The sequence below is a fragment of the Phenylobacterium sp. genome, from assembly GCF_030646615.1.
In the GTDB taxonomy this organism is placed as follows: Bacteria; Pseudomonadota; Alphaproteobacteria; order Caulobacterales; family Caulobacteraceae; genus Phenylobacterium.
Map to the genome: position 1 here is coordinate 63,432 of NZ_JAUSLG010000012.1, position 11,645 is coordinate 75,076.

Here is an 11,645-nt window from a genome sequence, read left to right on the forward strand (position 1 = left end):
CCGTCAGGGAATGCCCAGATATTTGTGGGTTTGGACGCTTAAACGCCAACGGGGGTGGGCGAGGCAATAGGCGATCGCCGCCTCGGTGTTCGCCGCCCGGTCTGGACCGTCCATGGGCTGGAGATAGAAGCGCTCGAAATCCAGACCCGCAAAGCGCGCCGGATCGACGCCCGCTTGCGGAAAGACCAGCTTCAATTCCTGCCCCGAGGTCTGGACCACCGGCGCCTGGGCCTTGGGGCTGACGCAGATCCAGTCGATGCCTGAGGGGGCCGGCAGGGTGCCATTGGTCTCCACGGCGATCTCGAAGCCCCGGGCCTTGAGGGCGTTGATCAGCGGCGTGTCCAGTTGCAGCAGCGGTTCGCCCCCGGTGCAGACCACCAGGCGGTGGGCGGCCTCGCCGCCCCAGGCGGCCGCCACGGCGTCAGCCAGCTCGTCAGGCCCGGCGAACCGCCCCCCACCAGGTCCATCCATGCCCACGAAGTCGGTGTCGCAGAAGGTGCAGACCGCGCTCGCCCGGTCGGCCTCGCGGCCAGACCACAGGTTGCAGCCGGCGAAGCGGCAGAAGACCGCGGGACGCCCGGCCTGGCCGCCCTCCCCCTGCAGAGTCAGGAAGATCTCCTTGACCGCGTAGCTCACGCCGCAAGCTCCGGACGGCCTTGGTCGACCCACTCGGCCCAGCCGCGGGCCCGCAGTTCGCAGGCGGGGCAATCGCCGCAGCCATGGCCCCAGTCGTGGAGGGCGCCGCGTTCGCCGCGATAGCAGGTGTGGCTCTCCTCGCAGATCAGCGCCACCAGCGGCTCGCCCCCCAGGGACTTCGACAGGGCCCAGGTCTGCGCCTTGGTGAGCGCCATCAGCGGCGTCTGGATGCGGAAATCCTGCGCCATGCCCAGGTTCAGGGCGTGCTCCAGGGCGTCGATGGTGTCGCGCCGGCAGTCGGGATAGCCGGAGAAGTCGGTCTCGCACATGCCGCCCACCAGGTCGCGGATTCCCCGCCGGTCGGCCACCGCCGCGCCATAGGTGAGGAAGACGAGATTCCGGCCGGGCACGAAGGTCGAGGGCAGCCCCTTCTCGGTGACCTCAAAGGCGCGATCGGCGGTCATGGCGGTCTCGGCGATGGCGCCGAACCCGGTCAGGTCGATCAGGTGATCGTCGCCCAGCCGCGGCGCCCAGGCGGGGAACTGGGCCGCCATAGCCTGGCGCACCACCTGACGGGCCTGCATCTCGACGGCGTGGCGCTGGCCATAGTCGAAGCCCACCGTCTCCACATGGTCATAACGCGCCAGCGCCCAGGCCAGGCAAACCGAAGAGTCCTGGCCGCCGGAAAACAGGACAAGGGCGCGGCGATCGCGGGGGGCGTCTGTCATGGCTCCCATATGCGCGTGGAAGGTCCGCAGGGGAAGACCAGGGCGCTGCGGCCGAGCGTCCGATTTGTACGTCGAGGCGTCGGCTCCTCAAGCGATTTCGAAGATTGAGTACGGCCCCGGGGCGGCTCGCCGAATCGACGCTTCTGCTCTCCCCCAAGGGCGCACAACGGATAACGCCGGTCGGTTTTGTGCGCGCCGTTCGAAACCGCGGTATTTCCGTCACGTTTGCGTCAAACTCGCCTTATTTCGCTCAGGTGAACGAGGTTCAGTTTGACGGGCGCGTCAGTGAAGACGAGGTTGCGCCCGGCCGCCGCTCCCCCGACGGCCGTCCTGTCTCAAACTCGCAAACAATGGGCGGCGCCAAAGCCGCCTGGGAGGATCCATGCCGTCTCTGAAAACGTCCGGTCTGCGCCGAAGCCTGGTGGCGACCGTGTCCATGGCCGCCTTCGTCGCCAGCGCCGGGTCGGCGCTCGCCCAGGCCCAGGCCCCGGTCCGGCCCCAGGCCGAGCCCTACATGATCCAGGAACTGGTCATCACCGCTGAAAAGCGTGAGCAGGCCCTGCAGGATGTCCCCGTGGCCGTCTCGGCCTTCACCTCCGAGCAGCGCGACACCCAGGGCATCACCAATATCCAGGACTTCGTGAACTTCACGCCGGGGATGAACTATTCCGGCACCGACCGGGTGTCCCTGCGCGGCGCGGGGCGCAACACCTTCTATATCGGCAACGACCCCGGCGTGGCCGCCTATTCGGACGGCTTCTATTCGGCGAGTTCGTCGGAGCTGTTCAAGACGCCGCTGTTCATCGAGCGCACCGAAATCCTCCGCGGTCCCCAGGGCACCCTCTATGGCCGCAACGCCATGGGCGGGGCGATCAACCAGGTGTCCAAGCGCCCGTCGCAGGACTTCTCCGGCGAGATCCGCGCCGCGGTGGGCAACTACGAATATACCCGCGTCGAGGGCGTGGTTTCGATTCCGGTCGCGGACAATCTGCGCTTCAAGGTCGGCGGCAACCAGGAATGGCAGCGTCGGGGCTTCATCAAGAACATCGGCAGCGCCAATGAAGGCGCCTCGATCAAGCGCACCTATTTCGAAGCCCAGGTGGAAGCCGAACTCGGCGACAATGTCGATGTGTGGGTCCGCTACAACCGCTCCAACTGGGATGACAGCCTGGGCGTCGGGGACCGGCTGAGCAATCTGGTCAGCCCCTATGACACCACCCGCGCCTTCCAGCCCATCGGCGGCCTGGTGACCAATTTCCAGTTCGGTGAGACGGTGACCAATCCGGGCGTCGCCGACCCTTACGTCCAGAACACCAACCGCGACGGCTACGGCGCCCTGCGCGGCAACCACGTGCTGACCGGCCAGATCACCTGGGACCTGGGCTTCGCCGACCTGAAGTATATCGGCGGCTTCCAGCAGTACGACTATCAAACCGGCGGCGACTACGACAACACCAGCCGCACCGCGCCCATCACCGTGGCAGGCATCCCGGGCGTCTATGTGGACTACACCACTGACTTCTACGAGACCAAGAAGTACTATTCCAACGAGCTGAACCTGACCTCCAACTCGGACGGCCCGCTCAACTGGATCGTGGGCCTCTATCAATACAATGAGGATCATGGGCAGCGCATCCAGCTGGGCAATCCCCAGCAGGCGCAGATGGCCACCCCCTGCTATTTCGGCGGGGCGGCCAATCCTTGCATCCCCGCGCCGGCCAATCCCAGCCGCAACTTCGCCGACAACATCGCTGACCTGAACTCCAAGGCCTATGCGGTGTTCGGCCAGTTCACCTATGCGTTCAACGACGCCTGGGCGCTGACCACCGGCCTGCGCTACACCAAGGATGAGAAGGACGGCTTCGAGAGCCAGCGCCTGGTGCTCTATTCGCCGGCCGGCCCGTTCGGCCCCCAGCTCGGCGGCGCGGCGGCCTTCGACGTCTCCACCGACCTCGATCCTTCGACGCCCGGTATCCAGAACAGCCGCACCCTGTCCAACAGCTGGGAGGCGGTCACCGGCGTGGTCAATCTCGACTGGACGCCGGACGACGACAGCCTGTTCTATGGCAAGTACAGCCGCGGCTATAAGTCCGGCGGCTTCCTGCTGGGGACGCTGGCGCCCAACCCCGAAGGCGAGGCCGAGTTCGTCAACGCCTATGAGCTGGGCATGAAGAAGACGATCGCCCGCCAGCTGATCGTCAACGCCTCGCTCTATTACAACGACTACAACGACCTGCAGCTGAACCTGCAGCAGCTAAACGCGGCCGGCACGGCCTCAGCCAACAACTTCATCAATGTGGACGCCCGGGCCTATGGGCTGGAGCTGGAAACCATCTGGGAGCCCAGCCGCAACCTGCAGGTGTCGGTCAGCTACGGCTATCTGAACACCGAAATCACCCGCGGCTGCTGCTTCTATGACCCGGCCGACCCCAGCGCCCTGCTGCCCCAGGCCCAGCCGGCGGGCGGCACGGCCGTGCAGAACGGCGTGCTGCTGGTCTTCCAGGACCTGAAGGGCGCGCAGCTCTTCCAGTCGCCGGAACACAAGGTGGCGATGAACGCCAACTACACCTGGGACTTCGGACCTGGCTCGCTGATCGCCTCGGGCACCGCCTTCTGGACCGACGAGACGATCTACCAGCCCTTCGACAACCCCGCCTTCGCGGTGCCGGCCTACACCGTCGCCGACTTCCGCCTGATCTGGCGCGATATCGAGGACCGCTACTCGCTGATCGGCTTTGTGAAGAACGCCTTCGAAGAAGAGGGCTTCACCTCCACCGGATCGACCAACCCGACCGCGGTCTTCGCCAATCCCAACCCCGGCCTGACGGTGGGCGGCCAGACCTATCTGCAGCAGACCGGAACGGCGATCACCCGCGGTCTCATCCAGCCGCGCACCTTCGGCCTGGAGCTGCAGTACCGCTTCTAAGCGCAGGGCTCGATCCTGAGAGGGGGCGGCGGGGCGACCTGCCGCCCCCCTCTTCGTTTTCACGTCTGCGTCAAACTGCCGGGGCCAACTTAACGTCTCTGAAAAGGGTTCCCTCCATCCTGGGTGGAGATTGCAACGGCCCCGGCTAACCATGCCCCTCTCCGAGTTCTTCTTCGACCGCGTGACGGAAGAGATCCGCGTCCAACTCGAGGGCGTGCTGGCGCTCACCGACCGACTGAACCGACAGCACCTCGGCGCCGACGCCCAAGCCTGTGTCGATGGCGTCGATGAAGCCGCGACGGCTGTCTGTCGCCTGCTGGCCGCCACCCACGACCTGAAGACCGCCGCCCAGCAGCAACTCAGCCTGAACCCCGAACCGCGCCTGCTCCGCGACCTGATGGACGAGGTGCAGGAACGCTGGATCAGCCGCGCCCGCGAAAGCGGCGTCACCCTGCTGGTCTCCTATGAAGGCGACCCGGCGGCGACGGCGCTGATCGACCCCTTCCGACTTCATCAGGTGTTCGACGGCTTCATTGGCCAGGCCATATCCAGCGTCCGCCGGGGCGCCGTCGAAGCCTCCCTGCGGGTCAGTAGCGAGACGGTCGACAGCTTGCGCCTGGAAGGCCGCATCCGCGGGGCCGGCGAGGTCATCGACCAGGGCCTGTCGGGCAGCATCGAAGACATCGACGCCCGCTTTGGCCTGGAGACCGCCATCGGCGCGGCCCTCGCCCAGAACATCCTGCTCAGCCTGAGCGGCGCTCAGACCACCGAGCGCAATCTCGGCGGCGGAGAAACCGCCGTGTTCACCCTTGATGCGCCTTGCGCGCCCCAGGCCGAGCCGGCCCAGCCCGAGGCCGCGTCCGACCGCGCCGCCCACATCCTCATCGTCGATGACAACGCCACCAACCGCATGGTGGCCGAGACCCTCTGCGAGATGTTCGACTGCACCGCCGAAACCGCCGTCGACGGGGTCGAGGCGGTCGAACTGGCCCGGACCGGCCGGTTCGACCTGATCCTGATGGATATCAAGATGCCGCGGATGGATGGGGTGGCGGCTACCCGGGCCATCCGCGCCCTGCCCGGCCCGACTGCTCAGACCCCCATCATCGCCCTGACGGCCAACGCCGATCCCGAGGACGCCGCGGCCTACATCGCAGCGGGCATGATCGGGGTGGTGGAAAAGCCGATGAAGCCCGAAAACCTGCTGCGCGCCCTGCAACAGGCCCTCGAGGGCAGCACGGCCCGCGCCGCCTGAATCCCTCAAACGAAAAGAGGCGCGGCCCTCGCGGACCGCGCCTCCTGTCGCCTGACCGGATTAGGCGATTACATCTCCGGGGCGCCCTCGACGGCGGGGGTCTCGGCCCCGGCCGAAGTGTCCGCCGGGCTCTCGACCTCAGCCGAGGCGTCGGCGGCGGCGCCGGCGTCAGCCTGCATGGCCTGACCAATCCGGGCGCGAAGCGCCGCGTCGGTCTGGGCGGCCGCAGCGATCTGGTTGTACTCCGTGGCGGTCAGGCCCGACTCCTCCACCGCAGCGGTCATCTTGGTGGTCATTTCCTGCTGCAAGGCCGTCTGGGCGGTCGCATCGGCCTCGGCGCTGACCTTGGGGCCGTACTCTTCATTGAGAGCCTGGACGTCGGCCATCGCCTCGGCGAAGTCCGCCACCTGGGTGTCGGTGAAGCCGGCGCCGCTGGCGGCGGGGGCGGTCGCAGCAGCCGAGGCCGCCGCATCATTGGACAGCGTCACATCAGCGCCCGCATCCTGAGCGAAGGCGGCGGGGGCGGCGGTCAACGCGAGCGCGGCGGCCGCGGCGAAAAACGTGGTCTTGAGGGTCATTGTCAGTGTCTCCTGTTCTGTCCACTCCCATCACAAACCGGTGAGCAGCAGAAAAGGTTGCCCACCTGAGGCAGAATTATCACGGCGCCGTGAAGCGCGCCGCCGCCGGATTAGAGATCCAAAGGCGGCGGCGCGTCCGGTGAGTGGCCGCCTATTTGAGCGCCGCGGCGTCGAGATCCACCGTCATTTCCCGCGCCCACAGACGAATGGCGCGGCAGGCCTCGACGAAGGTCTGCGCGTCCCCCGGCGCGGCGAGGGCGAAGAAGCCTTCATCCATGTCCTCGGCGACGCCGGCCTTCTCCAACAGCACCGCAGCGGACGCCGTGTGGGCGATGAACTTGCAGTGGGCGAAGGCGTCGTTGACGAAGTCCTTGGCCGTCTTGTCCTTGGAGAGCATGGCGGCGCCCTCCTCCGACACCAGGATCGCCACGGCGTCGTAAAGCACCGATGGGCCGCCATCGATCTTCTGGCCGGCCGGCTGCGCCACGCCATCGCTGAGCGTCACGCCGCCGATATGCGGGGCGATCACCTCGAAGATGGCGCCCTCGGCCTTGATGGCCTCCGTCAGGGCCTTGAACAGCGCCGCATCGGCGCCATCGCTCATCAGCAGGCCGAACTTGCGCCCTTCGAACCTGGGCAGGGGACGCTTCAGCATGCTCAGCGCATCCGAGGGCGGAAGGTCTGTGATCACCGGACGCGCCGGCTGAAGAGCGGTCGGCATGGACGTCAGGCCGAGCCCGGTGGCGACGGTCTTGGCGAGCCCTTGGTCGATATTGCGCAGATGGCCGACCATGCGCTCCCTGATATCCAGCCGTTCGACCTTGCTGAGTTCGAACACCAGGGCGTCGCCCATGTGCTTCTGCTCGATCGGGGTTTGGCTGACGAAGAACTGCCGGGCCTGGCTGTAGTGGTCGGCGAAGGTCTCGGCGCGGATCTGGCGGGTCTCGCCGGACTCCGCGACGGCGGCGTGCGGATAGCCCCGCTCGGGGCTCTCCCGCGGCCCGCCCTGGGCGCCCCAGCTGTTGGGCTCGTAATTGGCCCGGCCCACGGGGTTGCGCATGGCCATGTGGCCATCCTGCTGGAAATTGTGGACCGGACAGCGCGGCGCGTTCACCGGAATATGGGTGAAGTTGGGTCCGCCCAGCCGCTTCAGCTGGGTGTCCAGATAGGAGAAGTTCCGGCCCTGCAGCAGGGGATCGTTGGTGAAGCCGATGCCCGGCACCACGTTCTGGGTGCAGAAGGCCACCTGCTCGGTCTCGGCGAAGAAGTTCTGGACGTTGTTGTCCAGCACCATGCGGCCGATGATCCGCACCGGGATCCGTTCCTCGGGAATGATCTTGGTGGGGTCGAGGATGTCGAATTCGAATTCGTCGGCGAAGGCCTCGTCGAACACCTGGACGCCCAGCTCCCATTCCGGCGGCTGGCCGCTGTCGACTGCGTCCCACAGGTCGCGGCGGTGGAAGTCCGGGTCGGCCCCGTTGATCTTCAGGGCTTCGTTCCACAGCACAGACTGAAGGCCGAGCTTGGGCTTCCAGTGGAACTTGACGAAGCTCGACTTTCCTTCGGCGTTGATGAACCGGAAGGTGTGGACGCCGAAGCCCTCCATGAACCGCAGGGACCGCGGGATCGCCCGATCCGACATGGCCCACATGATCATGTGCATGGACTCTGGGCTCAGGGTGATGAAGTCCCAGAAGTTGTCATGGGCCGTCTGGGCCTGCGGGAACCCGCGGTCGGGCGCCGGCTTGGCCGCGTGGATCAGGTCCGGGAATTTGATGGCGTCCTGGATGAAGAAGACCGGGATGTTGTTGCCGACCAGGTCCCAGTTGCCCTCCTGGGTGTAGAATTTCACAGCAAAACCGCGGACATCCCGGGGCAGATCCGGCGAGCCCTTGGCGCCGGCGACGGTGGAGAACCGCACGAAGACCGGCGTGCGCTGTCCCGCCGTCTGGAAGGGATCAGCCCGGGTCAGGTCGGACAGGGATTCGGTAGCCTCGAAATAGCCGTGCACCCCAAACCCCCGGGCATGCACCACGCGCTCGGGGATACGCTCATGATCGAAGTGGAAGAGCTTCTCGCGGAGATGGAAGTCATCCAGCAGGGTCGGGCCACGGGGCCCGACCTTCAGGCTGTTCTGGTCATCGGCGACCGGAATTCCCTGCTGGGTGGTCAGGACCGGGGTGTCGCCAGAGGCGGTCTGATGGGTTTCACCCCCTGCGCCGGGGTTACGCGTCCCGTAGATGTCTTCGGCCATGGCGTGAGTCCTCCTCTGGAGCCGCGGCTGAAGCGCGCGAGACCAAGGAAGGGTTCATTGAAAACCCGCGGCCGGGTTCCCGCCAGATCACACCGGCGGCTCAGGCCCGGCGGGACACGCTGGCCGAACGCGCCACGGCGTCGATTTTCGCCACGCCCAGGGCCTGTTCGATCTGCCGCATCAAGGGCCCAAGCTGGACAGGCTTTGCGGCGACGCCATCCATGCCGACCCCCAGATAGCGCTGGGTCTCATGGGTCATCACGCTGGCGGTAAGCGCCAGAATAGGCGTGCGCGGAAGGCCCGCGTCCAGCTCCGCCGCCCGGATGACCTTTGTCGCATCCATGCCGTCCATGCCAGGCATATGGATGTCCATCAGGATCAGGTCCCAGCCTCCGACGCCCCAGGCCAGGATCGCCTCGTGGCCGTCCGCCGACTGGCCGCAGTCCAGGCCCTGACTCTCAAGGAGGGTCTTCAGGACCATGCGGTTGGCGCCGTTGTCGTCGACGATCAGGATTCGGCGGCCACGGACGCCTGCGGCCGGCGGCCCAGCGGCGGGCGGCTCATCTCCGGCATATGCCGGCGTGGTGCGGGCCATGGGCAGGCTGAGGGTAAAGGTCGTGCCTAGGCCCGGTTGGCTCGTGAACTCGATCTTGCCCCCCATCAACGCCACCAGGTCGCGGCAGATGGCCAGGCCCAGGCCCGTTCCGCCGCTGCGGCGGGTATTGGAGGCGTCAGCCTGGACGAACTTGTCGAAGATGGTCGCCTGATGATCCAGGGGAATGCCGATTCCGGTATCGGTCACCTCGCAGGTCAGGCTCTTGGCGTCTCCGCCGATACGCACCGAGATCGATCCCGTCTCGGTGAATTTCAGCGCATTGGAGATCAGGTTGCTGATCACCTGGCGCAGCCGCACCTCATCCCCCAGCCGCCCGCCACGGGCCTCCGGGGCGAGGTCGAGCGTGAAGGTCAGGCCGCGCTCGGCGGCGATCTGTCCATAGAGCGTGCCCAGGGGGCCGATGAGGCGATCAATATCGAATTCGGCTGCGGTGATGGTCATCTCGCCGGCTTCGATCCGGGCGATGTCGAGGATGGCGTTGAGGATATCCAGCAGGGTCGAGGCCGAGTCCTGCACCACAGCCAGCCGCTCACGCTGGACCGTGGGGAGGTCGTCCAGGGCCATGACCTGGACCATGCCCAGCACGCCGTTCAGGGGCGTGCGGATCTCGTGGCTCATGGTGGCGAGGAACTCGCTCTTGGCCCGGTCTGCGGCGCGGGCGGCGACCGCCAGCTCCTGGGCCTCCCGGGTCAGGGCTTGGTTCCGCGTCAGTTCATGGCGCAGGGCGACATTGACCTCGTCCGTCGCCAGCCGGGCGCGGATCTCGCGCATCACGGCCCCTCGCATCAGGGTCGACATGCCAAGGGCGGCGAACACGCCGGCCACGCCCACATAGGCGTAGTGGCCAATCAGGTGGCCGGGTGCGGCGCGGGCCATGAGCACCATCCCGACAAAGGCCGCGAGGGTGCTGACATAGGCGACCCGACGGGTGGGCGCGGCGATGGCGAACACCAGGGCCATCAGCACGAAATAGATCAGCTTCAGGGCTTCGAAGTGGAGGCTCAGATAGGCGACCACATTGGCCATGAAGAGGGCGTTCATCAGCAGGGCCGCCGCCTCGAGGCGCAACAGCCTCTGGGGTTGCTTCAGCCAGCGCCAGGCCAGCAGGCCCATGATCGTGGCGACCACTGAGAGCCCTGTCAGGATGATGAGGGCGGACCCGACTTCAAAGAACGGATGCGAGACGCTGACCACGGCATAGTAGATCGCCGCCGCCAGGACATAGGTGCGCAGGATAGGCGTCTGGGACTGGGCCAGGACCTCGGGAGAGACGGTGATGTCGGCCGGCTTGCGGGCCGTGAGCTTGAGCAAGGTGAGCCTCGGCGTCTGGCGGAACACCGAACAATGGCATGCCAATACCTACGAATTGATTTCCTTGGAAAAGACGTCCCCCGGGTTGAGTATCGCCGCGCCAGACGGCCGCCACAGCGTCGCAAGGAGGAAACCGCCATGGCCCGCGAGACCATTCTCGAGCCCGATCTGCCGATCATCGATCCGCATCATCACCTGTGGGACATGCGCGGCCGCTTCGGCGCCGACGCGCCGCCGCCCCGGCATGGCTTCGAGGCCGTGCTCCACCGCGCGCCGCACTATCTCCTCGACCAGCTGATGACCGACCTCGGGGCCGGCCACAATGTACGCGCGACGGTCTTTGTGGAATGCGGCGCCATGTACCGGGCCGGGGCGTCGGGCGCCCTCGCGCCGGTGGGGGAGACCGAGTTCGTCAATGGCGTGGCGGCCATGAGCGCCAGCGGACTCTATGGCGAAACCCGGGCCTGCGCCGGCATCGTCGGACACGCAGACCTCACGCTTGGCGAGGCGGTGGCGCCGGTTCTCGAGGCGCATCTGGCCGCGGGCGGCGGGCGGTTCCGCGGCGTTCGCCAGAGCGCCCGCCATGATCCCGACCCCGCCGTCCTGGGGCCGCTGGGGGGCATGGCGGCTGGGCTCTATCGCAGCGCCGCGTTCCGGGCGGGCTTTGCGCACCTCGCGCGCCACCGCCTGTCCTTCGACGCCTGGCTGCTGGAGCCGCAACTGCCCGACCTGATCGATCTGGCGAGCGCCTTTCCGGAGACGACCATCATCCTCGACCATGTGGGCACGCCGCTGGGGATCGGCGCCTATGCCGGCCAGCGCGAGGCGCGGTTCGGGATCTGGCGCGACAATATCCAGGCCCTGGCCGAACGCCCCAATGTGGTCTGCAAGATCGGCGGGCTGGCCATGCCGTTCCTGGGCTTTGCAAGCTTCCTGGCCGAACCGCCGGCCACATCGGCGGCGCTGGCCCAGGAATGGCGGCCCTATGTGGAGACCGCCATCGAGGCCTTTGGCGTCGAACGCTGCATGTTCGAGAGCAACTTCCCCGTCGATGCGGGGACGTGCGACTACGCCACCCTCTGGAACGCCTTCAAGCATCTGGCGGCGGGCGCGTCTGGCGACGAGAAGGCGGCCCTGTTCCACGACACGGCGCGGCGGGTTTACCGGCTGGACATCTGAACGGAGCGGCCGGCGCTGGGCCGGGCCGCCCCATTCATCCCCCTCAGGCTGCGACAAGACCCTGGGTGAGCACATCGGCCAGCCTGGCCTCGGCGCCTTCGATGGCGGCGGCCCGCGCCTCCGGCCCGAAGCCGATCTTCTCGGCATGGACGAAGGTGACGT

At 67.1% G+C, this 11,645-nt stretch carries 8 protein-coding genes; 3 read left to right on the forward strand and 5 right to left on the reverse strand.

The window, feature by feature from the left end; genetic code table 11:
• Positions 1–3 precede the first annotated feature (3 nt).
• Positions 4–636, reverse strand: a complete 633-nt coding sequence (gene queE, locus Q7S93_RS01880; protein WP_304711880.1) for a 7-carboxy-7-deazaguanine synthase — start codon at positions 634–636, stop codon at positions 4–6.
• Complete coding sequence (queC, locus tag Q7S93_RS01885; RefSeq protein ID WP_304711881.1) at positions 633–1,364, reverse strand: 7-cyano-7-deazaguanine synthase QueC; 732 nt, start codon at positions 1,362–1,364, stop codon at positions 633–635. Before queC ends, queE begins: the two co-directional genes overlap by 4 nt.
• A 382-nt stretch (positions 1,365–1,746) precedes the next feature.
• Between queC and Q7S93_RS01890 the strand changes: the two genes are divergently transcribed.
• Both Q7S93_RS01890 and Q7S93_RS01895 read left to right on the forward strand, forming a co-directional pair.
• Complete coding sequence (locus tag Q7S93_RS01890) at positions 1,747–4,290, forward strand: TonB-dependent receptor (protein ID WP_304711882.1); 2,544 nt, start codon at positions 1,747–1,749, stop codon at positions 4,288–4,290.
• 151 nt (positions 4,291–4,441) lie between these two features.
• Positions 4,442–5,545 carry a response regulator gene (locus Q7S93_RS01895; protein ID WP_304711883.1) on the forward strand — a complete coding sequence of 368 codons (1,104 nt, stop codon included), beginning with the start codon at positions 4,442–4,444 and terminating at the stop codon, positions 5,543–5,545.
• Positions 5,546–5,613: 68 nt separating this feature from the next.
• On the opposite strand, the gene Q7S93_RS01900 is transcribed toward Q7S93_RS01895, so the two are convergent.
• The 3 genes from Q7S93_RS01900 to Q7S93_RS01910 form a co-directional block, all read right to left on the reverse strand.
• Complete coding sequence (locus Q7S93_RS01900; protein ID WP_304711884.1) at positions 5,614–6,123, reverse strand: DUF4168 domain-containing protein; 510 nt, start codon at positions 6,121–6,123, stop codon at positions 5,614–5,616.
• A gap of 151 nt (positions 6,124–6,274) precedes the next feature.
• Positions 6,275–8,377 carry a catalase gene (locus Q7S93_RS01905; protein WP_304711885.1) on the reverse strand — a complete coding sequence of 701 codons (2,103 nt, stop codon included), beginning with the start codon at positions 8,375–8,377 and terminating at the stop codon, positions 6,275–6,277.
• Positions 8,378–8,477: 100 nt separating this feature from the next.
• Positions 8,478–10,304 carry an ATP-binding protein gene (locus tag Q7S93_RS01910; RefSeq protein ID WP_304711886.1) on the reverse strand — a complete coding sequence of 609 codons (1,827 nt, stop codon included), beginning with the start codon at positions 10,302–10,304 and terminating at the stop codon, positions 8,478–8,480.
• A 138-nt stretch (positions 10,305–10,442) separates the two neighbouring features.
• Between Q7S93_RS01910 and Q7S93_RS01915 the strand changes: the two genes are divergently transcribed.
• The gene (locus tag Q7S93_RS01915) at positions 10,443–11,483 is read left to right on the forward strand and encodes an amidohydrolase family protein (RefSeq protein WP_304711887.1); all 1,041 of its coding nucleotides are present in this window, start codon (positions 10,443–10,445) and stop codon (positions 11,481–11,483) included.
• The last annotated feature ends 162 nt before the right edge of the window (positions 11,484–11,645 follow it).